This window comes from Kitasatospora sp. NPDC091207, assembly GCF_044768625.1.
Taxonomy (GTDB): Bacteria; Actinomycetota; Actinomycetes; order Streptomycetales; family Streptomycetaceae; genus Kitasatospora.
In genome coordinates this window covers 229,994-253,060 of the sequence record NZ_JBIVVS010000004.1, presented here as the reverse complement: position 1 = coordinate 253,060, position 23,067 = coordinate 229,994, and the positions used below count along the sequence as shown (strand labels likewise).

The 23,067-nt window shown below is 72.2% G+C and carries 16 protein-coding genes; 8 read left to right on the top strand and 8 right to left on the bottom strand.

Annotated features, from left to right (window positions below):
* Window positions 1–16: 16 nt before the first annotated feature.
* On the bottom strand, window positions 17–328 hold the full coding sequence (locus ACIQTO_RS10840; RefSeq protein WP_402385825.1) for an ArsR/SmtB family transcription factor: 312 nt from the start codon (window positions 326–328) through the stop codon (window positions 17–19).
* 264 nt (window positions 329–592) lie between these two features.
* On the opposite strand from ACIQTO_RS10840, the gene ACIQTO_RS10835 reads away from it, so the two are divergent.
* The 4 genes from ACIQTO_RS10835 (at window position 593) to ACIQTO_RS10820 (ending at window position 9,201) form a co-directional block, all read left to right on the top strand.
* Window positions 593–1,021, top strand: a complete 429-nt coding sequence (locus tag ACIQTO_RS10835; RefSeq protein ID WP_402385823.1) for an arsenate reductase ArsC — start codon at window positions 593–595, stop codon at window positions 1,019–1,021.
* A gap of 8 nt (window positions 1,022–1,029) precedes the next feature.
* The gene (gene trxB / locus ACIQTO_RS10830) at window positions 1,030–2,043 is read left to right on the top strand and encodes a thioredoxin-disulfide reductase (RefSeq protein ID WP_402385820.1); all 1,014 of its coding nucleotides are present in this window, start codon (window positions 1,030–1,032) and stop codon (window positions 2,041–2,043) included.
* Between the two features lie 1,540 nt (window positions 2,044–3,583).
* Window positions 3,584–6,277: an Ig-like domain repeat protein gene (locus tag ACIQTO_RS10825; protein WP_402385817.1), complete on the top strand. Its 2,694-nt coding sequence runs from the start codon at window positions 3,584–3,586 to the stop codon at window positions 6,275–6,277.
* A gap of 206 nt (window positions 6,278–6,483) precedes the next feature.
* Window positions 6,484–9,201: a glycosyl hydrolase gene (locus ACIQTO_RS10820; RefSeq protein ID WP_402385816.1), complete on the top strand. Its 2,718-nt coding sequence runs from the start codon at window positions 6,484–6,486 to the stop codon at window positions 9,199–9,201.
* Between the two features lie 1,098 nt (window positions 9,202–10,299).
* Here the strand turns inward: ACIQTO_RS10820 and ACIQTO_RS10815 are convergent.
* Window positions 10,300–10,986 carry a hypothetical protein gene (locus ACIQTO_RS10815; RefSeq protein WP_402385813.1) on the bottom strand — a complete coding sequence of 229 codons (687 nt, stop codon included), beginning with the start codon at window positions 10,984–10,986 and terminating at the stop codon, window positions 10,300–10,302.
* A 247-nt stretch (window positions 10,987–11,233) separates the two neighbouring features.
* Window positions 11,234–12,490: a hypothetical protein gene (locus ACIQTO_RS10810; RefSeq protein WP_402385810.1), complete on the bottom strand. Its 1,257-nt coding sequence runs from the start codon at window positions 12,488–12,490 to the stop codon at window positions 11,234–11,236.
* A gap of 83 nt (window positions 12,491–12,573) precedes the next feature.
* Between ACIQTO_RS10810 and ACIQTO_RS10805 the strand changes: the two genes are divergently transcribed.
* The 3 genes from ACIQTO_RS10805 (at window position 12,574) to ACIQTO_RS10795 (ending at window position 15,589) form a co-directional block, all read left to right on the top strand.
* Entirely contained in the window at window positions 12,574–13,242 is a 669-nt protein-coding gene (locus ACIQTO_RS10805; RefSeq protein ID WP_402385807.1) for a response regulator transcription factor, read from the top strand.
* Window positions 13,239–14,582 (top strand): ATP-binding protein, encoded by a 1,344-nt coding sequence (locus tag ACIQTO_RS10800; RefSeq protein ID WP_402385804.1) that lies wholly within the window; start codon window positions 13,239–13,241, stop codon window positions 14,580–14,582. The genes ACIQTO_RS10805 and ACIQTO_RS10800 overlap by 4 nt, the downstream gene beginning before the upstream one ends.
* A gap of 257 nt (window positions 14,583–14,839) precedes the next feature.
* Window positions 14,840–15,589 carry a response regulator transcription factor gene (locus ACIQTO_RS10795; RefSeq protein ID WP_402385801.1) on the top strand — a complete coding sequence of 250 codons (750 nt, stop codon included), beginning with the start codon at window positions 14,840–14,842 and terminating at the stop codon, window positions 15,587–15,589.
* 30 nt (window positions 15,590–15,619) lie between these two features.
* Here ACIQTO_RS10795 and ACIQTO_RS10790 read toward each other — a convergent pair whose 3' ends face one another.
* The 5 genes from ACIQTO_RS10790 to ACIQTO_RS10770 form a co-directional block, all read right to left on the bottom strand.
* Window positions 15,620–16,666: a hypothetical protein gene (locus ACIQTO_RS10790; protein WP_402385799.1), complete on the bottom strand. Its 1,047-nt coding sequence runs from the start codon at window positions 16,664–16,666 to the stop codon at window positions 15,620–15,622.
* A gap of 137 nt (window positions 16,667–16,803) precedes the next feature.
* Complete coding sequence (locus ACIQTO_RS10785) at window positions 16,804–19,458, bottom strand: FtsX-like permease family protein (RefSeq protein ID WP_402385797.1); 2,655 nt, start codon at window positions 19,456–19,458, stop codon at window positions 16,804–16,806.
* Window positions 19,459–19,460: 2 nt separating this feature from the next.
* On the bottom strand, window positions 19,461–20,183 hold the full coding sequence (locus ACIQTO_RS10780) for an ABC transporter ATP-binding protein (protein ID WP_402385794.1): 723 nt from the start codon (window positions 20,181–20,183) through the stop codon (window positions 19,461–19,463).
* Complete coding sequence (locus ACIQTO_RS10775; protein WP_402385791.1) at window positions 20,180–20,878, bottom strand: ABC transporter ATP-binding protein; 699 nt, start codon at window positions 20,876–20,878, stop codon at window positions 20,180–20,182. The genes ACIQTO_RS10780 and ACIQTO_RS10775 overlap by 4 nt, the downstream gene beginning before the upstream one ends.
* Window positions 20,878–21,534: a hypothetical protein gene (locus ACIQTO_RS10770; RefSeq protein WP_402385788.1), complete on the bottom strand. Its 657-nt coding sequence runs from the start codon at window positions 21,532–21,534 to the stop codon at window positions 20,878–20,880. Before ACIQTO_RS10770 ends, ACIQTO_RS10775 begins: the two co-directional genes overlap by 1 nt.
* Window positions 21,535–21,680: 146 nt before the next feature.
* Between ACIQTO_RS10770 and ACIQTO_RS10765 the strand changes: the two genes are divergently transcribed.
* Entirely contained in the window at window positions 21,681–22,958 is a 1,278-nt protein-coding gene (locus ACIQTO_RS10765) for a sensor histidine kinase (protein ID WP_402385786.1), read from the top strand.
* Window positions 22,959–23,067 lie beyond the last annotated feature (109 nt).

Sequence of the window (23,067 nt, the reverse complement as noted above, 5' to 3'; positions counted from 1 at the left end):
ATGGGGCTGGGCTGGTTCAGCAGGACCGCTTGCGGTTGCCCTCGGCGGCTTCGCGGGCGGTGGCGGCCAGCCCGGCGAACTCCGCCGCCACAGCCTCCAGGGCCTCGGCGCGGAGCTTGTAGTACGTGAAGCGCCCGCACGGCTCGGTGTCGACCAGGCCGGCGTCGCGCAGGATCTTCAGGTGGTTCGACAGGTTCGTCTGTCTGGCGCCGGTCTCCGCGACCAGATGCGTCGTGCACAGCGCCTCCTCGGCGAGGAGCGCGATGATCTGCATCCGGAGCGGGTCGGCCAGGGCCTTCAAGACGTCACTGTCGACTGATGTCACCATGGGCTGATACGTTACCTGTGTCGGGGCCGCGAAGCGAGTCCCCTTCCCTCCGGCCGCCTCCGGAGAACCCGCGTGTCTTCGTCCCACGAACCATCGCCCGCACTCGGGAGGGACGCCCCCATCCCCCGGAGGGCCGGAAACCCGATGAACGAACGCTCGCCGGTGCCGGACCCGGGACTCCCGGCGGGCACCGCCCGCCCTGCTCCAGCCGAAGCAAACCTGCCCACCCACAGCGGGCACCGCACACCCGAAGGACACCCCGCCATGACCGCGCCGACCGCCTCCGTGCTGTTCGTCTGCATCCACAACGCCGGCCGCTCCCAGATGGCCGCCGGCTTCCTGCGCCACCTCGCGGGCGACCGCGTCGAGGTCCGCTCGGCGGGCTCGATCCCGGGCGACCGGATCAACCCCTCCGCCGTCGCGGCGATGGCGGAGCTCGGCATCGACATCTCCGACCAGACGCCGAAGGTGCTGACCACCGAGGCCGTCCAGGCGTCCGACTACGTCATCACCATGGGCTGCGGCGACGCCTGCCCGTACTTCCCCGGCAAGAAGTACCTGGACTGGAAGCTGGAGGACCCGGCCGGCCAGGGCGTCGAGGCCGTGCGCCCCATCCGGGACGAGATCAAGGGCCTCATCGAGGGCCTCATCGCCGAGATCGATGCCAAGGCCGAGCAGGGCAAGGCGAGCTGAGCATCTTCATGAGCGCCAACGCATCGATCACCGGCGACAGCGACGTGCGCGAGGTCGTCATCATCGGCTCCGGCCCCGCCGGATACACCGCCGCCCTCTACACCGCCCGCGCCCAGCTCAAGCCGCTGCTGTTCGGCAGCTCGATCTTCGTCGGCGGCTCGCTCACCACCACCACCGAGGTCGAGAACTTCCCCGGCTTCCCCGAGGGTGTCGACGGGCCCGACCTGATGACCAACATGCGCGCCCAGGCCGAGAGGTTCGGCGCCGAGATGGTCGACGACGACATCGTCGCCGTCGACCTCACCGGCGACGTCAAGCTGCTGACCGACTCCGCCGGCACCGTCCACCGCGCCAAGACCGTGATCGTCGCCACCGGCTCCGGCTACCGCAAGCTCGGCATCACCCGCGAGGACGAACTGTCCGGCCGGGGCGTGTCGTGGTGTGCGACCTGCGACGGCTTCTTCTTCCGGGGCAAGGACGTCATCGTGGTCGGCGGCGGCGACACCGCCCTGGAGGAGGCCACCTTCCTCACCCGCTTCGCCGACTCGGTCACCGTCGTCCACCGCCGCGACAGCCTGCGCGCGTCGAAGGCCATGCAGAACCGCGCGTTCGCCGACCCGAAGATCACCTTCGCCTGGAACCGCGAGATCGCCGCCATCCACGGCGACAAACTGCTCACCGGCGTCACCCTGCGCGACACCGCCACCGGCGAGGAGCGCGAACTCGCCGCCTCCGGCCTGTTCATCGCCATCGGCCATGACCCGCGCACCGAACTGTTCGCCGGACAGCTGGAGTTGGACCACGAGGGCTACCTCAAGGTCGCCTCGCCGTCCACCCGCACCAACCTCCCGGGCGTGTTCGGCGCCGGCGACGTCGTCGACCACACCTACCGCCAGGCCATCACCGCGGCCGGCAGCGGCTGTTCGGCCGCCCTGGACGCCGAGCGCTACCTCGCAGCCCTCGCGGACGTGGCGACCGGTGATCTCGACGAGGAACAGGGCGAACTCGAAGCAGCCGTCTGATCGCCGCACCTGCCGCAGGTCGGGCACGAGCCCGGCCCACGTGACTGGCCCCGTCTCCCCGTCTCCCCGCCTCGCCGCGAGTGGCGCCGGACAGCCGGCGTCCTCGCACCACCTGCGACTCGGACGTGCGACGGTGCGGAGGCATCACATGCCTGGCCACGGTGATCGGCATGCCCTCGCGGCGGGCCGTGGGCTGGTCACTGGCCGAGCACATGCGGGCCGGCCTGGCCCTTCCGTCGGGCGCAGACGTCGGCGGTCGCCCCCGGGCCCGTGTGGTGCGTTGCCTCCTATCATCTCCCCACCGGCTCACCCGGCAGTCCCGGAAAGGCCCACGTCCCCCGGGTCGCCGCCGTGGCGGCTCAGCGCTGGTGGTCATCGCCCGGATGGCCGGTGGCGCCTCTGGTCGGAGTCGAAGGCCTGGGCAGGGCGGGTGGTCGGCCCGCCGCCGATGGCAGCGGTCGCGGCATCCGGTGGAACGGCGGCTCGGTCGGGCGGCGGCTATACCGCGCAAGCCGATGAAGGCTACGGCGGCGGCGACCGGCACGGCCGCCCCGGTCGGGCCGATGGTGCTGCGCCAGTGGACGGCGTCGAAGCGCAGGACCTGGGCGATGAAGGAGAGGGTGAAGAGTTTGCGGTCCACGAGGCGACGTCCGACCAGTGCGGGCGGGGATTTCGTCGCGGCGCGCGCCGGATGCCGAGCATGACCTCGACGAGGTCGGTGAGCTGGTCGGCGTAGCGCTCGGCGCCGTGGTGCCGGGATGTGGCGCCACGGCCGGGGTTCAGCAGGTGTGTTTCTCGGCGCGGCTGGGGGTGGGTCGTCGTGCGTGGGCGTTTTGCCACAAGCGGCCGACGGCTCTGTGTGGTCGATCCGCGAAACGGGCCTCTCGGGTAGAGCGGATCTGGTTCCGGCAGCCGGTAGCGTTGCGTTGCTCCGACATGCACGCTGCGTATCGCTGATTGATCAGTATCCGGGTCCGTTTGCTGCTTCGTGGGGGAGTCGCGTCCAGCCCTGGCCGCCAGCCAGGGGCCCGGTTGTGCTCGTGTGGGAGTCTCAGCCGGACCCGCCAGCGGCGGTGCCGACGGTATGCCCGGACGGACAGGGCGCCGGTCGTGGTACCTGTCCAGTACGGCGGTGGTTCCAGTTGCGTCCGTCCAATGGTCGTCCGCGCGACAGGCTGCCGCAGGCGACCGGCTGTCGGTCGGCCGCCGCACCCTGCGGCCGCCGCCGGATCCGCGGGGCGTCGACCAGGTCTCTTCCCTGTTCTCGCTCAAGCCGGCCCGTCCAAGGCGCACGCCTTCGTGGCCGGCCGTCTGTCGCCATCCAGGCGGACAGGCGGCTCTCGGCCGGTTGACAGGTACGAGCGCTGGCCTCGGGATGCCGGCAGGGTCGCGGCCTCGGGGTGTGAGGTGCGTGGGGTGTGGGCCGACCGGCTTGAGTTTCGGATGCGAATGGATGGTCGCCAGGTGTGCCCCGTGACCATGCCGGCCCTCGTGACCAGAAGCTGTGCTGGCCCTGACAACTTCACGAGAGGAGCGACCTGTGAAACCCGCATCTCGGCGGAGACCGATCCCGCTCAGACGGCCGCTCGGCGCGGCCCTGGCCCTGTCGCTGGCGATCGGTCCGCTGCTGTCCTCCGCCTACGCGTGGGCGGAGGAGAGCCCGACCGTGTCCGCGAGCCGGGGCGCCAGCGACCAGCCGCGCGACCGGACGACCCGGCCGGGGCCTTCGACCCCCAGGATGGTGCGGCCCCATGTCCGGGCGCCCGGCGTGTACGTCGTCGACGCCGACGCCGCCGCGAGCAGCTCGACCACGTTCGGCGAACCGTCCATCGCGGTCAACCCGGCCAACCCCCACCAGATCGCCATCACCCGGTTCGCCTCCGCCGGGTCCGCCTGGAACAACAACGCCGACCTGCTCTACTCCACCGACGGCGGGATCACCTGGACCGACGAGGCGGCCATCCCGGTGCCCCCGGGGGTGGCGAACACCTCCGGCGGTCCGTGCGACCAGACCATCGACTACGGCCGCAACGGCACGCTCTACGGCACCTTCCTCACCTGCCCGCCGGGCAGCGTCCAGGTGGTCTCCGGTTCGACCACCGACCCCACCCAGGCGTCGTCGTGGCGCTGGAACAACCCCACCCCCACCACCACCCAGCTCACCAGCAACACCCGCACCAACACCGACCAGCCCTGGCTGATCGTCAACCGCGACCCGACCACGGCGAGTCAGGACGACGTGTACGTCGGCTTCCAGGACTTCAACGCCACCACGACCCAGCCGCACGACCGGGTGGCCGTCTCGCGCGGCGCCGGCCCGGTCGACTTCCCTGTCGCCAACGACCAGCCGGCGGGCATCGGCGCCCTGCAGGACGGCATCAACGGCGGGCTCCGCCTGGCCGCCGACCCGCGCAACGGCACCATGTACGCGCTCTACCAGGAGGGCGGCAGCAACACGGTCAGCCAGCCCCAGCCCGTCACCATCCGGCTCAACCGGTCGACCGACGGCGGGGCGAACTGGACCCTGGGCGGCAACACCAGCGGCATCACCGTCGCCGCGGTCAGCAGCGACCAGGGCAACCAGGGCTTCAAGTTCGGCGGCGTCAACGCCCTGATCGGCGGGGTCCACCACGCCGCCGTCGACCCGGGCAACGGCGATGTCTTCGTCGCCTACGGCGTGGACGTCTCGGGCACCAACCAGATCCGGATGCGGCGGCTCACCGACAACGGCGCGGGCAGCCTCAACGTCGGTGCCGAAGTCAACGTCTCCACCTCGACCAACGCGGCGCTCCCGTCCATGGCCGTACTCAGCGACGGCACGGTCGGCGTCCTCTACCTGACCTCCGACGGCAACAACACCAGCGGCTTCCCGACCTTCTCCGCACACCTCGCCCGGAGCACCGACCACGGGGTCACCTTCACCGACACCGTGCTGCAGACCTACACCACGCAGACCGGCACCGCCGGCGCTCCCCGCGAGCGGCTGTTCGGCGACTTCCAGCAGCTCAAGGCGGTCGGCAACACCTTCTTCGGCGCGTTCATCGGCAACCTCAACGGCGTGAACCAGACCACCGCGCAGCCGACGGACACGATCTTCTTCAGCGTCCCGCAGGCCACCACGTCGACGTTGGCCTCGTCCGCGAACCCGTCCGTCTACGGGCAGCCGGTCGCGTTCACCGCCACCGTCGTCCCGCCCCCGGACGGCGGCACGGTCACGTTCAAGGTCGACGGCACCCAGCTCGGCAGCCCGGTGGCGGTCGACACCACCAGCGGGGCGGCGACCTCGGCCAGTGACTCCGTCCTGAGCGTCGGGAACCACAACGTCGACGCCGCCTACAACGGTGACGCCAACTACCAGGGCGACACCGCGATGACCCTGGTCCAGACGGTCAACCAGGCATCCGTCACCACGACGCTCACCTCCTCGGCCAACCCGGCGGCCTACGGCCAGCCGGTGACCTTCACCGACACCGTCTGCCCGGCGCCGCCGAGCACCGACCCGACCCTGCCGCCCTCCGGGGCGGTCACCTTCCGCGACGGCAGCACGCTGCTCGGCACCGGCACCCTCGCCCCCGGCGGCGGGGCGCACTGTGCACAGGCCACCCTCACCTGGACCAATCTGCTGCCCGGCAGCCACACGATCACCGCCTCCTACGGCGGTGACGGGAACTACCTGGCCGGCCCGCTGGAGAGCCTCACCCAGACGGTGACCTGCACCCGGACCGTCACCGGCACCGTCGGCCCGGTGTTCGCCACGACCGGCAGCACGTGCGTGCTGAACGCGACGGTCAACGGCCCGGTGTTGGTCCAGCCGGGCGCGGCCCTGTTCGTCTCCAACTCGACGGTCGCGATCGGGATCAACTCGCGCGGGGCGACCCAGTTCGGGGTCTGCGGCAGCCGGATCACCGGGGCGGTCGATGTCGCCGAGACCACCGGCTTCACACTGATCGGGGATCCGGGTGACGACGGCTGCGCGCCGAACCAGATCAGCGGCGGCGTGTCGCTGGCCAACAACCGGGGCGGCGTCGAGCTGGTCTCGAACCGGATCGGCGGGACGGTCTCGGTGAGCGGGAACACCGGCCACGGCCCGTTCCCGGAGGACAACGGCACCGAGCTGGAGGGCAACACCATCGGTGGCACCCTCACCTGCAGCGGCAACAACCCGGCACCCGTCAACGACGGCCACCCGAACACGGTGAGCCACGGCAAGCTGGGGCAGTGCTCCAGCCTGTGACCACCGTCCGATGAAGGGACCTGGAAGGGGCCCGACGCCGTCGGGCCCCTTCCAGGCGTCCCAGTCCGACCGAGCTCATCTCCAACTGACGCCATGGGGAGGAGCTTTAACCATCCATTACACGCAGCCCACTTCCCGCGGTGACATGACAGCCGTCAGGCTTCAGTCTGCTTCGCCGGGGCGCACGACCGCGTGTGACCGGCTCTATGGGGGAGGACCGCATCGTGCCCAACAGGCAACGACGACGGCTGCTGATGTCCGCCGTCACGCTCACCGCGCTCGGACTGACCGCCACGCAGGCCCTGGCCGCACCGGCGCCCGGCGCCAAACCGGTACCCGTCCAGCGCCTGACCGGGATCGGCCATCAGCACGCCCAGAAGGTCCGGGGCGGGGCCGCCGCCGGCCAGGCGTTCTCCGCCAAGGCCGAGGGGGGCGGTGAGGACGAGGGCGACGAGGCCGAGAACGCGGCAGAAGGCACCGCGCAGTACACCGAGGCGCGCACCGCCCCCGGCGTTGTGGCGCCCGGCGCGTACGGCGCCGCGTGGGCCCAGCTCCAGTCGATGCCGCACACTTCCGGCTCCTGGGACCACGTCACCGAGAAGCCGTACAACTCGGACGACCCGCGCTACCGCGACGTCAACTCCAACTCCAGCGGCGGCTCCGGCGCCGTCACCGGCCGGATCACCGGCATCGCCGCCGACGACGACGGCTACGTGTACGCGGGCGGCGCCAACGGTGGGGTGTTCCGCTCCCGGACCGGCGGCGGGCACTGGCAGTCCATCTCCGACACCCTGCCCTCGCTCTCCACCGGCGCGCTCGACCTCGACGGCTCCGGCCGCCTCTGGTACGCCACCGGCGAGTCCAACACCGGCGCCACCTCCTACGTCGGCACCGGCGTCTACGTCCTCGCCGACCCCAGGCACGGCGAGTTCCAGCCCGGCAGCCGGGTGGGCGGGGCCGAACTTGAGTCGACGACGATCCACAGCCTGCGCTTCGCGGGGGACAAGGTCTGGGCGGCCACCAGCCGCGGTGTCTGGAGCCACTCCACGACCACCCTGGCCGGCCCGTGGACGCCGGAGTTCGCCCCCAACCCGGAGTACCTGCCCGGGGGTTCGAAGGCCGCCGACCCCAGCGCGCCGTACAAGAACATCGCCAACGACATCGCGATCGACCCCAAGGACCCGTCCAGGGTCGTCCTGGCGGTCGGCTGGCGCGGCGGCGACACCTACAACGGCTTCTACAGCAAGGCCGCGGACGGCACGTGGCAGCGGCTCACCTCGCTGGGCGAACTGCCGACGGTTGCCGGCGACGTGGGCAACGTGACTTTCGCCCGCTCCGCCGACGGCTCGCGCTACTACGCCATCGACCAGTCTCCGACCAAGCAGGCCACCGACCCCGACAGCGGGCTCCAGGGCATCTACGTCTCCAAGTCCGGCTCCCCGTCCGGCCCGTGGACGCTGATCGCGGACAAGGACAAGCTGAAGAACTCCGGCTCCGCCCTGCAGGGCGAGGGCTACCAGCCGGGCATCCAGTCCTGGTACAACCAGTTTCTCCAGGTCGACCCGAACAATGCCGACCACGTGTACGCGGGCCTGGAAGAGGTCTTCGAGACCAAGGACGGCGGCGCCGCCTGGACGACGCCCGGCCCGTACTGGAACTTCGACTTCCCTTGCTGGAGCATCGATCCGGCCAAGCAGACCGGCGACTGCTCGCCGACCACCCACTCCGACCAGCACGCCGTCGCCGTCGGCAGCTACCACGGCCAGACGTCGGTCTACGTCGGCAATGACGGCGGCATCTACAGCCGTCCGTTGAACGGCCGGCTCGACGCCGGTGGCCACGCCAAGGACTGGAAGTCCCTCAACGACGGCACCATCGACACCCTGCAGTACTACTCGGTCGGCGTCGGCACCGACCCCGCCGACCGCTCCGGCAAGGGCGTCATCGTCAGCGGCGGCCTCCAGGACAACGGCCAGTCGATCCTGCGAGCCCGCGACAAGGTGATGGGCTCCAACTTCGGCGGCGACGGAGCGGACACGATCGTCGACCCGGCCAACGGCTGCAACATCGCCGAGGAATACGTCTACCTCGACATGTGGGTCACCCAGAACTGCGCCGTGAACAAGGGCGACTGGAAGACCGACCCGGCCAAGGCCACCTCCTACGAGATCGCCCCGCCGGACAAGGACCTCGGCGGCGCCGGCGCCCGCTTCATCGCCCCCGTCACCACCGACCCGAAGGACACCAACACCTGGGTGGCCGGCGGCCGTCACGTCTGGGTGCAGAACAAGGGCTTCGCGATCCGCAGCGGCGCCGAGTGGACGGCCGCCTACGACCTCGGCGAGGGCCACGTCGCCACCGCCGTCGCCGCCTCCGGCGGCACCGTCTACGCCGGCTGGTGCGGCCCCTGCAACAACCAGGGCTTCACCCGCGGCATCGCCACCGGCAAGGCCGACGGCACCGGCTGGCACCAGCTCAACCTGCCCGTCGACGGCACCCTGCCCAACCGCTACGTCTCCTCCTTCGCGGTCGACCAGACCGACGCCCAGCACGTCCTCGTCTCCTTCAGCGGCTTCTCCCGCGCCTGGACCGAAGGCCCCGGAGCCGGCATCGGCCACGTCTTCGAGAGCCACGACGGCGGCGCCACCTGGACGGACGTCTCCACCAACCTGCCCGACGTCCCCGCCGACTCGCTGCGCATCCTGCCCGACGGCGGTCTGGCCCTCGGCACCGACCTGGCGGCCTTCTACCGTACGCCCGGCCGGACCCAGTGGAAGGTTCTCGGCAACGGCCTGCCGACCACCTCGGTCCAGCAGCTGAAGACCGGCCCCGACGGCAACCTCTACGCGGCCACCTTCGGCCGCGGCATCTGGTCCTTCGACCTGCGCCGCCTCGGCCACGGCCACTACGGCGAGGACGACTGACCGCAACCCTGAGCAACCGACGGTCTCCGGTCCGCTCACCCCGAGCGGGCCGGACACCAGCGGTCCCGTTCTGCCATGACCCACTCGGCATGCCACCCAGCTCTGGCGACTTCGGACCCAGATAGCCGGCCGGTCGGGGAACCGCGTCAACGCCGGTGCCGTCCAAGGCCCGGACGACGATCAACCAGGGGGAGCCGTTCGGTTGAAGCGTGGCCGTGCAACTGCTGGGGCGGTGCTCCTCACTGGCGCCGCGATCATGACGGCTTGCAGTTCGGGCGGCGCCTCGCGACCGGCGCCGCCGGCCACGACGGTCGACACCCCGACAACGACCGGAGCCTCCACGAGGGCTGCGGCGACGGCCACTGCTCCGACCGTCACCGCCCAGTCCTCCAGCAGCATCACGCCCGTGCCCATCACCAGCCCCGCGCCGACCCTGACCGTCGCCCCTTCCCGCGCTGCCGCACCACCACCGACAGCACCGTCGCCGCCTGCGACCGCCACCTCGGCACCGATCGCCCCCGAGGATCCCGTCGACCTCCAGCACCGCCCCACCGGCCGGCCGACCGACCCCGCCGGATAGGCCGGCAGGGCTCGGGCCAGGCTCGCAATCGGTTCGCCCTGTCGACAAGGTACTGCCCGGCAGCGGCGAGTGGGAACGATCACTTCGCCGACCTTCAACGGCTGCTGGTACTTCCGTGGCCGGTGCGAGGCCAGAGCCCGCGACATCGTTCCTCCGGAGATCCCCAGCTGCCGGGCCACGGCCCGGGCCGACGACCCCTCGGGCCCGCTGCAACCGGCGAATCTCGGCCCAGTCCTCCACGCGGATCACCATCTCTTCCTCCTGACCCCAGAGCAAACAAGTCAGGATCATCAAGGGATGGCAGTTCCGGCTGCGGAGGCTACCGGTCCCGGGTACGGGGTGGCCGGGTGCGACCACCATGCGATCACCAACGCGGATTCGTGGCGCTGACCCGCGGCTCGCGGTGAGAACCCGCTGCTGCGGCCGCTACGTGCGACGCAGCTCGGCTTGAAGCGGTGCCTTTGGAAGCGAACGCTGGTGCTGGCCGGGGAGCACCTCCTTGCTGTCACCAGCGTTCCCTATTCCTTGAACCGGCCGACGGCCGGTGTTCGGCGGATGAGGCGTCGTTCGGGGACCTCTGCCGGACCGGCCGAAGCAGCTGCGGCCTTTCCCGATGGTGCGGCGGGTCGGGGACCGTGGGGTTTGGCCAGCGGGTCCGCCCAGTGTCCGTGGGCCAGGACGCTGAGCAGCACGGTGAAGGCGATCACGGTGACGGCCGGCTGCACTGCGGGTTCATCAAGCTGTTCCAGGGCGAGTAGCCCGAAGACGACGGATGTCAGGCCGCGTGGCCCGAACCGGCCTACGCACAGTAGGGCGGGTCGGCCGAGTCCTGCTCCGGTCAGCACGGGCGCCATCGGCACCATCCGGCTCACCGTCAGGCTGAGTACGGCGTAGAGCGCCGTCTGCCAGGTAAATGCCTCCAGGGCAGGCACCACCGCGACCGCCCCGAAGACCGGCCCAGACCAGCAGCGACAGCAGGGCGCCGGTGTCCTCGACGAAGGGGACCAGTTTCGCCGCCAGGCCGCCCGCGGCGGTGAACGCCGGGCCGCCGGTGCCACCGAGGTGGCGTAGCAGCACAGGGCCAGACCCAGCCCCGCGGCGCCGGCGAAGCCTTCGGCCGCCCAACCGCGGTCGTGGCCCACCTCGGTGCCGCCGCCACCGCCGACAACGGCGCCGATCAGCAGGCCCAGCGCGAGTTCGGTCACGGCCTTCGGGGCCGGTGCCGGGGATGTGTTCGGCGGTGGACGCACTGGCGATGGCGACCAGCACGATCGGCGTGGCGATCCCGCCGTTGAGTCCGCTCTCGACGTTGATCAGCCGCCGGATTCTGGCCGGAACCGCCCGGTTCACCATGACAGCCGCGCCCAAGCGGAGGGCGGTACCCGATCATCCGGTGCCGTCCTCCGTCCTCCGTCGTGCTCGGGCGGGGCGTCGACGCGCTCCTGTGGCCGGTCAGCCGAGGGAGATGAGGAGGGTGTTGAGCGCCTTGACCTCGGTGGTCTTGTCCGGCTTCGAGGCGCGAAGGGCTCTGAGAACCTGGTCGATCTGCCCGTCGAGGAGGGTCCAGGCCTGCTGGTTCTTGGGCTGCAGGGTGGGCTGGTCGTCGTCCCAGGCCTTTTCCAGGTCGCCGATGCGGGTGGTCGCGCCGCCCTGGTCGCCGGACGTGAGCTTGGCCAGGGTGTCGGCGGTGACGGTGCGGAACTTCGCCACCTCGGCGGCGGGGAACGAGGTGGTCGCCTGCTCGGGTGTGAGCGGGGCGGACGCCGCGCCTGCGGTGTCGCCTTCCTCACTGGCCACGGCGGCGTGCGGCTGATGGTGCGCCCAGACGAGGAGCGCCGCGGTGGCGATCGCCACGACGGCGTAGTAGCCGAGCATGATCCGCACACGCGTCGGGTTCCCCGCATCTACGGTTCGGGTCTGGCCGTCGGCCTCGATCACGTCACTGCGGCTGCGGGTGAGGTAGAGGACCGTCGCGAGGATCGGGGCCAGGAAGACCACGCTGGTCACCGCGGTCCCCAAGCCCAGGCCGCCGTCGCTGCTGGGTGAAGCGAACCAGTCACCAAGGTTCGCGCCCAGCGGGCGGGTGAGGATGTAGGCCAGCCAGAACGAGAGCACCGCGCCGGCGCCCAGGCGCCACCCGAGCACGATCGAGGCGATCAGGCCGAGCGGCAGGAGTACCGAGACGCCGGGGGCCCAGCCCGTCAGCTCCAGCGTCCAGTCGCCGGTCGCGGTGCCGAGCGCGAAGGTGACCAGGATCGCGAGCCAGTAGAAGAGCTCACGGGGACGCGTGACGATGCTGTGGATCGACAGGGTCCGCTCACGGGCGAACCAGATCCCGAACACGGCGGCAAGAACGACGGCGAACACGCTGCTGCTCACCGCGAGGGGAACACCCTGGCTGTCGGTGAGGATGTCGGTGTAGAGGGTGCCGGTCACGCTCAGCACCACGACAGTGAGCCAGTAGACGAACGGAACGTAGCGAGGGGTGCGCAGCTGCCAGGTCAGGGCGGCGGCCAGTACGGCGGTGAAGATCAGTGAGGTGTTGATCAGTCCGACGCCGAGGGTCATGTTGACCCAGTCGGCGAAGCTCTCGCCGACCGTGGTGCACAGGATCTTGATGACCCAGAACCAGAGCGTGACCTCGGGAACCTTGTTCAGCAGCCCTTGGACGTCGGGCGTGGCCGTGCGTCGTTCCGTGTTGGTAGCCATGCGGGCGAGGCTTGCACGGCGAACCTGAACGTTACCTGAGCACCGGTCCGGGGTGGTGCGCCGGCTGGGCGATACTGGCCCGCATGACTGCCCACCGGGTGCTGGTCGTCGAGGACGACCACGGACTTCGCGACGTGCTCGCCCGAGGCCTGCGCGAGGAGCACTTCGAGGTGCTCACCGCCGCCGATGGGGCAGGCGCGCTGCGCGCGCTCGACGACCGGGTGGACGCCGTCGTCCTGGATGTCGGCCTGCCCGACTCCGACGGGCGTGACGTCTGCCATGCCATGCGGGCGGCGGGCTTCGACGCGCCCGTGCTCTTCCTCACCGCGCACGACGCGCTGCCCGACCGGCTGTCCGGGTTCTCCGCCGGCGGCGACGACTACCTCGCCAAACCCGTCCACCTGGCCGAGCTCGCCGCCCGGGTGCGCGCGGCGATCCGCCGCAACGGGCGCGAACCCGGCGTGGAGGTCGACGGCCTGAGCCTGGACCCCGTCGCTCACGTGCTGCGATCCACGGCCGCCGAGCCGGTGGCCCTCACCCCGACCGAGTTCCGGCTGCTGGCCTGCCTGATGTCCACCCCCGGCGCAGCCGTCCGCCGACTGGCCCTGGTGCGCGCCGGATGGCCCGAGGGCGCCCAGGTCAGCGACAACACCCTCGACCAGTACCTGCTGCGGCTGCGCCGCAAGCTGCGCGAGGCGGGCAGCGAACGGAGCATCCTGACCGTGCGCGGCGTCGGATACCGCCTCGCATGAGGACCAGTCGAGCCCCCGCCACGCTGCGCGGCCGCCTCGCCCTGCTCGCGCTGGCAACCACGGCCGTCTGGGTCGCCGTGCTCACCGCCGTCTTCAACATCGAGCTCGGGGCGCGCCTGCGCCACCAGGCCGACGACCTGGTGCGCACCCGCGCGACGGCGGTGGCCGCGACCATGGAGGCCCAGCCCGACGGGCGGATCGTCGAGCACGAGCCCGCCGACGACACGGCCCTCGACGTCGGAATATGGATCTACCAAGGCACCACAGCCGTCCAACGCCCCAACGCCCCGGACGCACTCCAGGACCGCGCGGACCAGCTCGCCGGGACCGGAGAATCCTCCACGGACACTTCCGAGCCGCACGCCTTCCGCCTGTACGCTCTGCCGATCACAGCAGGGGACCAACAGGTGGGCACAGTCGTCGCCTCGGTCAGCCTTGACGCCTACCGCTACACCGCCCGCTCCGTCCTCGCCGGCTCGAGCGGCCTCGGCGTCCTGCTGCTCACCGGCATCTACCTCGTCACCCGCACCGTCGTCGGCCGGGCCCTTCGACCGGTGGACGAGATGAGCACCCGCGCCGCCCAGTGGAGCGAGCACGGCACCGCCCACAGATTCGGCACCGGCAGCCACCTCGCCGAACTTGCCGGACTCGCCTGCAACCTCAACCAGCTCCTCGACCGGCAAGCCGCGATGCTGCGCCACGAACAACAGCTGACCGCCGAGCTCTCCCACGAACTGCGCACCCCCCTGGCCAGGATCACCGCCGAAACCGACTGGCTCACCGCCCGTCCCCGGAACCCCGACGACCAGCGCACCTCCCACGAGGCCATCGCCGCCGCCGCGGCCCAGATGCAGCAGATCTGCGAGACGCTGCTCTCCGAGGCCCGCAACCGCAATCACCCGGTGCCCGGCCGCTGCACCGTGGCCGACGTGGCCCGCGCACTGTCCGAGCGCAGTTCCCAGGAGTACCCCGAGGCCCCGGCTGTCACCGTGGTCGGCGACGGCGCGACCGCCGGCGTCTCCGCCGCGCTCATGGAGCGCATCCTGGTGCCGCTGCTCGACAACGCCCGCCGCTACGCGGTGCGCCGGATCACCGTGGAGTGCGAGCGGCAGCCGGGCCGGGTACTGGTCGCGGTGGTCGACGACGGCTGCGGCGTTCCCGAAGACGTGGGCGTGGCCGTATTCGCGGCAGGCCGCCGCGCCCACCCCGGCGACGGCCACGACGGCGCCGGTCTAGGCCTCCCGCTGGCCCGCCGCCTCGCCCGCTCCGCCGGTGGCGACATCATCCTCGCGCCCTCGTCGGAGGGCGCGAGGTTCGTGGTGTCGCTTCCCGCGGGCTGACCGGCGGGATGCGCCGCAGGCTCGACCCTCGGCCGGAGAAGCTCAGCCGGTGCCGAGGCCTGGGCAGGGTAGGTCCACCCGGCGCACCCGTACCCGGACGGGTGCTGGGTAAGGGTGGGTACCGACCGCCCGGTCTCGGCCTGGACGAATTCAAGGTGACCGACCGGCGGGTGCGCCGGGCCTGCCCGTGTCGTCGGTTCAGGCGGCCATCCGGCAAGGAACCGCCCGGTGAGTGGTTTGATCTTTATGATGTGACCGTGCGCACAGCTGCGTCTCGCGAACAGCCCGCCGCTCTCGTGATCGAGGATGACGAGGTGATCGGTGGCCATCTTCACGCCGGGCTGCTCGGCGGTGGCTACACCGTGTTCTGGTGCCGTACCGGCGCGTCGGGGGTCGCCCAGGCCGGGCGGGTGCCGGTCGATGTGGTGTTGCTGGACCTCGGTCTGCCGGACGTCGACGGTGTGGATGTCGCCCGTCGCCTGCGTTGCGAGCACCCGGACCTGCTGATCGTCATTCTCACTGCGCGCAGCGACGACATCGACGTCATCGCGGGACTCGACGCCGGCGCGGACGACTACCTGGTGAAGCCGTTCAGCCTCACGGTGTTGCTGGCCCGTCTGCGGGCGCATCTTCGCAGGTTTCCGCCTGATGCGGGCGCCGGTCCTCCTGTTCGGGTGGGGGATCTCGTCGTGGACACCGCGGCCAGGCGCTGCCTGGTCGGTGGCCGTGAGCTGGCCCTGCGGCCGAAGGAATTCGATCTTCTTGAGGTCCTGGCCCGGTACCCGGAGCGTGCCGTTGCTCGCGAGGAGCTGATGGCGCGGGTCTGGGACGAGAACTGGTTCGGTCCGACGAAGACGCTCGATGTCACCATGGCGTCCCTGCGCCGCCGCCTGCGTGACGCGGTCGACGGCGCTGCGGGCCGGGTGCGCGTCCCCGTGATCGAGACCCTGCGCGGTCACGGCTACCGACTGCACCTGCCCGCGCCCGCTGCGGCGGAGGATTCCTGAGAGCAGCACCGGATGCGTTGCGGGCCGCGGTCACCCGCGGGGCAGGACCGTGGGCAGCACGGTGGTGAGGGAGTACCAGTCGCTGGAGACGAAGCTGGCGTGGGCGGCTGCCAGGTGTGCCAGCCGGTGGGCGGCTTGGGCGGGCGGGGGGTCGGTGCGGGCGATGCGCGGGGCGACGCGGTGCGGGTCGGTGGTGACGACGAGGTAGTGGCGGCGGTCGTACCAGGCGGTGTCGGCCCGGGCCAGGTACGCAGCGGCGTCGACGTCGAAGACGACGAACCAGGGGTGCAGCCCCTGGTCGGGGTAGCGCGTTCGCGGGTCGCCGCGCTGGGCGCCGAGGACGGCAGGGAAGACCTGTGCGGTGCCGATCGCGCCGGTCGAGGCGAGATCGCGCAGGTGGCGGGCGTAAGCGACGTCGGACCATTGGCGGGAAGGGACGGTGTGCCGTTCGGCGGTGCCGGGGATCAGCTCGATGGGTGTCCTGCCGGCGAGCGTGGCGCGGCTGGGCCAGTTGCCCGAGCGGGCGGCGGTGTCCGGATCGGGGAAGGCGGTGCCGGCTGGCCGGTTGAGCAGGTCCGCGGGTCGGTAGACGAGGTTGCCCAGGTGCCGGGTGATGAGGGTGTCGAGGGCTGCGGGTCCCATTCCGGCGGCGGTGTGGAAGCCGTTCTTCAGCTCCAGTTTGATCATGGTCGGGGGGTGTGCGGGGTGGGCGGTGAGCCAGATCCGGATGTCGTCCAGGCAGCTCGCGAGGTCCTGGTTGCTGCCGGTGTAGAGGTCGGCCGTGGTGGCTGCCTGGGTGCAGTTGTTGTCGTTGGCCGCCGGTCGGGTGTGGCTCACGGTCCACCGGCCGGACGGGCCGGTCCAGGTGTCGAGTTCGACGAGCGAGGCGCCCGCGTCGAGGGCTTGGGCGAGGTGGTGGTAGGCGGCGCGGCTGTAGGTGTTGTGGATGCCGGCGGTGGTCGCGGCCGCCAGGTTGAGGCCGCCCGCCGGGCCGCTGGCCGCCCGGGCGTGGTCAGCAGGATCGAGGATGGTGAGCGGCACTGCCGTGATCGCGACCGTCACTGCCGCCAGCAGCATGCGGGCGCGCGACCTTGCCGTGCTGAGGCCGGGTGCCGTCCGGTGTCTGCCCGAGCGCAGGGGGCTTGTCCGCGGGGAGCCGGTTCGGCGTCTGCTGTCGCCTCTCGGTTCTGGCGGTGTGGTGGCCCGGGGCGGGTTCATGGTTGCCGGAGTTCTTCGACGGGCGGGCGGCTGGAGCGGCGTACGGCGCCGAGGGCGGCGGCGGTGATGGCACCGGTCGCGGCGAGGGCGGTCAGGGCGAGGTAGGGCCAGGGGATGGCCAGGGTGGCGGGGGGCGGGTCGAAGACGCCGGTCAGGACGGTGGTGAGCATGTGGGACAGGGCGAGGGAGATGAGGGCGCCGCCGGCGAGGCCGGCCGTGGTCAGGGCCGCGGCTTCGGCGAGGACGAGGCCGCGCAGTTGGCGGCGGGTGGCGCCGAGGACCGAGGCGATGGCGAAGGTGCGGCGCCGCTCGGCGAGGCCGAGGGCCAGGACGATGCCGCCGGCGCCGGCGGCGAGGATGACGGCGAAGGTGAGTTCGATGCGGGTGAGTCCGGCGAGGTCGACGGAGGTGAGGCTGGAGCCGACGGTGGAACGGGCCTGGGTGATGTCGGTGACGGTGGCGCTGGTGCCCAGGTGGTGGCGCAGGCGGTCGGCGACGGCGCTCTGGTGGGTGCCGCCGGTGTCGATGAGGAACGCGCCGACCGCGTTGCTGCCGGTGGCTGCGGCGATGTAGTCGGCGTTGGCGACGAAGAAGCTGTCCTTGGGGGCGGTGGGGAACTCCTTGACGATGCCGGCGTAGTGGAACGTGACGGTGCGGGGGGTGTTGGTGCGGCTGTCGGGCAGACGCAGGTTGACCTGGTCGCCGGGGGCGAGCTGGAAGTCCTTGACTGTTTCGGCGCTGACGAGCAGGGAGTCGGGGCGGGCGCCGAGCTCGGCGAGGAGGGTCTTGGCGCCCGCGCCGGAGAAGTAGGCGTCGGGCAGGGTGGTGGCGGATGCGATGGTGGCGGGCTGGATGCCGAACAGGTCCTGCAGATCGGAGCCGATGTAGGCGAAGCGGTGCTGGAGGGGCTCGACGTGGCGGACCCCGGGGATCTGGGCGAGGGGATGTGCGCCGTCGGGGCCGGTGGTGCTGCCGGGGGGCTGGGTGACGGTGACGTCGGCGCCGTTGGTCAGCTGGGCGTCGGTCTCGGCCTGCTGGCGGTAGGTGGCGTTGAAGACGGCGGTGGAGGCGGCGAAGGACAGGGCGAGGGCGAGCAGGACCATGGAGCGCACCAGGGGGCCGCGCTGGCGGGACATGCCGGCCGCGGTCGTGGTGGCCATGGTGCCGGTGAGCGGGCGCACCAGGCGGGCGATGGGGCGGCGGCCGTGCGTGAGCGCGAGGGCGGCCAGGCGCCACAGCAGCAGGGCGGATCCGGCCCACAGCAGGGCGGGGCCCAGGAATGCCCAGTAGGACACGGAGATCGCTGCTACGCCTTCCGGTGCCAGGACCAGGGCGTAGTTGTTGCCGCTGGAGGCCCGGAAGACCAGCAGGGAGGCGGCCAGCAGGACGAAGTCGAGGCCGTAGCGCATCCACCGGGGGTTTCTCGCACGGCTGACGCTTCGCCGGGCTTGGGCGACAGTGGTGGAGCGCAGGGCGCGCAGAGCGGGTGTGAGGACGGCTGCGGCGGCGATGAGGAGCCCGACGGCGAGGGCGGCGGCGGACCAGGCGGCGGCAGAGCCGGCCGTGGTGCCGAACGAGGCGGTGCCGAAGGCGAGGCACCCGGCGACCGCGGCGATGCCGGTGCCGAGCAGACCGCCCGTCACGCCGACCAGGGCGGCTTCAGCAGCGGCCAGCCCGGCGACCTGGCGCGTACGCAGGCCGCGGGTGCGCAGCAGGGCCTGTTCGTCGCGGCGGCGGCCGGCTCCGGCGCCGGTGACGGCGGCGGTCAGCAGGGCGGCGACGACCGCGCCGGGCAGGCCGAGGAACAGGAAGAGGACCTGGGCGTAGAGGGCGTCCTGGCGGGCGCCGTCGAGGGAGGCGGCGAGGTTGTCGCCGACCTGCCCGGCACCGGCGAGTTTCGCTTCCAACTGGTGGGCGGCGGCGGTGACGGTGCTGTAGGCGGCGGCGGGGTCGTGGGGCAGGGGGGCGTTGCGGCTGACGTGGATCTGGGTGGTGACGGCGCCGGGGTCGGCGGCGCGCAGGGGTGCCGTGGCCGTGGTGAAGTCGGCGGCGGGCAGCAGGATGACGTTGTCGGGCGGTGCGGTGGGCTGGGACTGCGGGGGAGCACCGACCGTCTGGAACAGGGAGTTGGCCTGGGGCAGGTCGACGACGGCGGCGATGGTGACGGCGGCGGGTGGGGCGGCGGGCAGGTTGACGGTGACGGTGTCGCCCGGGGCGACGTGCAGGTTCGCGGCGGTCTGCTGGGCGATCAGCACGCCGGACTGTGTTCCCGCAAGTGTGCGGATCTCGCGCGGGAAGGCGGCCTGGTAGCCGTCGGGAAGTGCGAGGACGACGCCGGGGCCGGTGCTCTGCGTGGTGCCCGCGGTGGTGGCCGTCAGTCCGGTGGTGCGGGCGAACTGCACGCTGTGCGCGGCGCGCACGCCCGGTGTGGCCTTGACGGTGTCGAGGGCCTGAGCGGGGTCGGCCCCGGGTTTGACCTCCACCTGCCAGTCGACGGCGACGGTGGCGGCGGCGCGGGCGGTCATGGTGGCCTTGGAGCCGGTGAGGAACGCGCCGAGCGCCGCGATCAAAGCGACGGCCAGGGCGATGCCCAGGGCGGTGGCCAGCAGCCGCCCGCCGCGGTGGCGGATCAGGCCGCCGACCCAGGACATGATCATGACTCTCGCCCCTGCTCGGCGGCGCGCCGGCCGCGCTCGTTCTGCGCGGTTGGAAGCAGGCGGCCTTCGTGCATCTGCCAGCGCTCACGCAGGCGCGCTGCGACGGCCGGGTCGTGGGTGGAGACCACGAGGGCGGCGCCGGTGCGGTGGGCGGCGCCGAGCAGGACATCGATGACGTGCCGGCCGGTGGCGCCGTCGAGCTGGCCGGTGGGCTCGTCCGCGAGGATCAGCTTCGGGCGAAGGGCCAGGGCCCGGGCCACGGCCACACGCTGGGCCTGGCCGCCGGACAGCTCCTCGGGAAGCTTGCGGGCGAGGCCGAGGACGCCGACCTGCGCGAGGGCGTCCTCGGCGCGCTCGCGTGCCTCCTGCTCGGGCAGCCCGGCCAGGACCAAGGGCAGCTGGGCGTTCTCCGCGGCGTCCAGCGCCGGGACCAGGCTGGGGCTCTGGAAGACGACGCCTACCTCGCGGACGCGGTCGGTGAGGGCCGGCCAGGTGACGTGGCCGGTGGTGGGCTGTTCGAGGCCCGCCATCAGATGGAGCAGGGTGGACTTCCCGGATCCGGACGGCCCGGTGATCGCCACGAGGTCGCCGGCGGCCACCACGCAGTCGGTGCCGTGCACGGCGACCACGGCTGCCGGGCCGCGGCCGAACGTGCGGGCGATGTCCTGGCACCGCACCACCGCCGCAGCGGCAGCCTGTGCGTGAGGGGCGGTGTTCACCGGATCCTCCCGTCGTGCAGGGCGAGGACCCGGTCGGCGATCTTCACGACCTGCGCACTGTGGGTGACCACCAGGACGGCGCCGCCGGCGGCCGCGCGGGCCCGCAGCAGGTCCAGGACCAGTTGCTCGCTCGCTCCGTCGAGTTCGCCGGTCGGCTCGTCGGCGAGCAGGATGTCGGGGTCGTTGGCGACGGCGACGGCCAAGCCCGCGCGGGCGAGTTCGCCGCCGGCGAGCTGGTGCGCCAGAGCGTGCGAGCGGCCGTCCAGTCCGACGCCGGCCAGCAGGTCGCCCGCTCCGGCGCGGCGCTCGGTGCCGGCCGCGAAGCTGGCCAGGCGTATGTTCGCGGTCACGTCCAGGTGCGGGAGCAGGTTGCCGCTCTGCAGCAGCACCCCGATGCGGCGGGCCCGAAGGCGGGCGCGTTCGCTCTCCGGACGGTGACTGATGCGCTCTCCTGCGACCAGGACCGTTCCGCCGTCGGGCTCCTCCAGCCCGGCCAGGCACGCCAGCAGCGTCGACTTCCCCGACCCGGAGGGCCCGACCACCGCGACGACCTCACCCGGACGCACCCGCAGGCTGACCCCGCGCAACGCCAGGGTCTCCTCCTCGCCTGCCCGGAAGAACCGGTACAGCTCCCGGGCCTCCAGCGCGTAGGCCGCATCCAGCACGGCGGTCGGCTCCGGCTTCGGGGTGGCCATCACTGCCACCGGAGGGAGTCGGTGACGGTGCGCCACGGGTCCTTGTTGTCCGCGGCGACGGGCCCGCAGAGCGTGATCACGACCTGTCGGCCGTCCTTGAAGAACGTGTATCGCTCGCACGCGTCACGCACGACCTTGCCCGTCACCGGATCGGGCGCCGAGTCCCCCTGGTAGGTGACCAGGACCGCGGTGCCCGCGGGCCGCGCGACCTCGGAGACCGTGCCCGCGGCGAACTGCGGCACCTGCTGCTGCAGAGCGGGCAGCACCTCGGCCCTCGCCTGCTGGACGGACGGCGCGCTCGCGGCCGCACCCGCGGTGATCTCGATTCGATTCAGCTTGTCACCGAAGGCCACCGTGGTGCCGCTGTCGGTGCGTCCCCACCCCTCCGGGACCTTGAGTGTGAACCCGCCCTGCGCGGGCGCGTACGCGACGTAGGCCTGGCTGTCGGGGATGTCCCCGGCCGGATTGGACTCCGTCGCGCCGGGCGCCGGCTGCGCCGGCGTCGCCGGTGGGCTGCCTCCCGTGGCCGGCTGCGACACGGAACCACCCGGCGTGCCCGTCGGCTGGGATCCACCCGAGCCACCGGAACAGCCCGCCACCAGCGCGGCCACCGCGGCCGCGGCGGCGACGGCTCCTGCCATCCGCTTCCTGGACATCCGATCCTCCGCACCTCGGCGACACCACAGACGCTAGAGAGGCCCGGGCAAACGCCGGCTCCGAAGACCGTTAGACGACGGCAAAACCCGCCACCACCCTGGCGCCGTCCCCGTCCGGCACCAGGCACGGCGGCGATGATGGCGGGATGAGACACCGGGTGGTCCGCGTGGCCGTCATCGCCGTGAGTGTGGCCCTGCTCCTGCTCGCACTGCCGCTCGCCGCCGCGATCCGGCTCGTGCTCGTCAACGACGAACGCAGCGAACTCCAACGCCAGGCCCTGGCCGCGGCCGTCCAAGTCGGCCCCGACTCCGCAGCCGGCGACCCGGTCGAACTGCCCGCCCCCGAACCCGGCACACGCCTGGGCCTGTACGACCGCACGCTGCACCTGAACACCGGAACCGGCCCCGCGGACGCGGACACCGCCACCCGCACAGCCGCCGCCGGCACCGTCGTGCAGGCCACCCACGGCGGCGAACTCATCGCCGCCGTGCCCGTCGCCGTCGGCGAACAGACCATCGGCGTCGTTCGCGCCTCCACCCCCACCAGCCAGGTCTGGAAGCGCATCGTCCTCGCCTGGCTGATCCTGCTGGCCGCCGCCCTCACCGCCCTGACCTGCGCCATCCTGCTCGCACGCCGCCAGTCCCGGGCACTGAGCACCCCCCTGGAAGCACTCTCCGCCCAGGCCCGGGCCGTCGCCGACGGCGACCTCGCCGCCCGGGCCGAAACCTGCGGCATCCCCGAGATCGACCAGGTCGCCCACACACAGAACACCATGGTCAGCCGCCTCGCGAACCTGCTCCGCCACGAACGCGAATTCACCGCCAACGCCTCCCACCAGCTGCGCACCGCGCTCACCGGCCTGCAGCTCGGCCTGGAGGCGGCCCTGGACAACCCGCGCGCTGACCAGACCCCTGCCCTGGAGCAGTCCCTGGAGCGCTCCCGGCACCTGCAGACCACCATCGACGAGGTCCTGCGCCTGTCGAAACCGGACCCCGACGGCACCACGCCCGCCACGGAGGCGGCGGCCGACCTCCTGGCCGCCCTCCAGCGCCGCTGGCACGGTGTTCTCGCCCAAGAAGGGCGCCTCCTGCGCGTGACCACGGCCCCGGAGGCGCGGGATGCGGCACTTCCGGGCCCGACCGCCGCCCAGATCCTCGACATCCTCCTCGACAACGCCCGCCGGCACGGCCTCGGCACCATCGACATCACCCTGAGGGAGGTCGGCGGCGCCATCGCCGTCGACGTCGCCGACGAAGGAACCCTGACCCTCGACCCCCAGACGGCGTTCGACCGGGGCGCCACCACCGGAGGCGGCCAGGGCATCGGCCTGGCCCTGGCCCGCGACCTCGCAGAGTCCGCCGGCGGGCGCCTCCGCGTCACCGCCACGGCGCCGACCGTCCTCACCCTGCTCCTGCCCGCCTGACCACACGCGCCGGCCACCCCCTGCGCACCGCCGCCGGGCGACGGCAGCAGGCGGAGGAGAGCGCCCGATGGAGGGGACGGATGTCCGGTGGGCAGACTGGAAGAGGGGC

Excerpts from the sequence above, each read along its gene's own strand:
- ACIQTO_RS10785 (WP_402385797.1), bottom strand. The coding sequence starts at position 19,458 with ATGTCCTGGGTCGGCGGCCTGATCCGCCACCGCGGCGGGCGGCTGCTG.
- ACIQTO_RS10765 (WP_402385786.1), top strand. The coding sequence starts at position 21,681 with ATGAGACACCGGGTGGTCCGCGTGGCCGTCATCGCCGTGAGTGTGGCC.
- ACIQTO_RS10800 (WP_402385804.1), top strand. The coding sequence starts at position 13,239 with ATGAGGACCAGTCGAGCCCCCGCCACGCTGCGCGGCCGCCTCGCCCTG.
- ACIQTO_RS10770 (WP_402385788.1), bottom strand. The coding sequence starts at position 21,534 with ATGTCCAGGAAGCGGATGGCAGGAGCCGTCGCCGCCGCGGCCGCGGTG.
- trxB (WP_402385820.1), top strand. The coding sequence starts at position 1,030 with ATGAGCGCCAACGCATCGATCACCGGCGACAGCGACGTGCGCGAGGTC.
- ACIQTO_RS10775 (WP_402385791.1), bottom strand. The coding sequence starts at position 20,878 with ATGGCCACCCCGAAGCCGGAGCCGACCGCCGTGCTGGATGCGGCCTAC.
- ACIQTO_RS10805 (WP_402385807.1), top strand. The coding sequence starts at position 12,574 with ATGACTGCCCACCGGGTGCTGGTCGTCGAGGACGACCACGGACTTCGC.
- ACIQTO_RS10835 (WP_402385823.1), top strand. The coding sequence starts at position 593 with ATGACCGCGCCGACCGCCTCCGTGCTGTTCGTCTGCATCCACAACGCC.
- ACIQTO_RS10840 (WP_402385825.1), bottom strand. The coding sequence starts at position 328 with ATGGTGACATCAGTCGACAGTGACGTCTTGAAGGCCCTGGCCGACCCG.
- ACIQTO_RS10810 (WP_402385810.1), bottom strand. The coding sequence starts at position 12,490 with ATGGCTACCAACACGGAACGACGCACGGCCACGCCCGACGTCCAAGGG.
- ACIQTO_RS10820 (WP_402385816.1), top strand. The coding sequence starts at position 6,484 with ATGGGGGAGGACCGCATCGTGCCCAACAGGCAACGACGACGGCTGCTG.
- ACIQTO_RS10790 (WP_402385799.1), bottom strand. The coding sequence starts at position 16,666 with ATGCTGCTGGCGGCAGTGACGGTCGCGATCACGGCAGTGCCGCTCACC.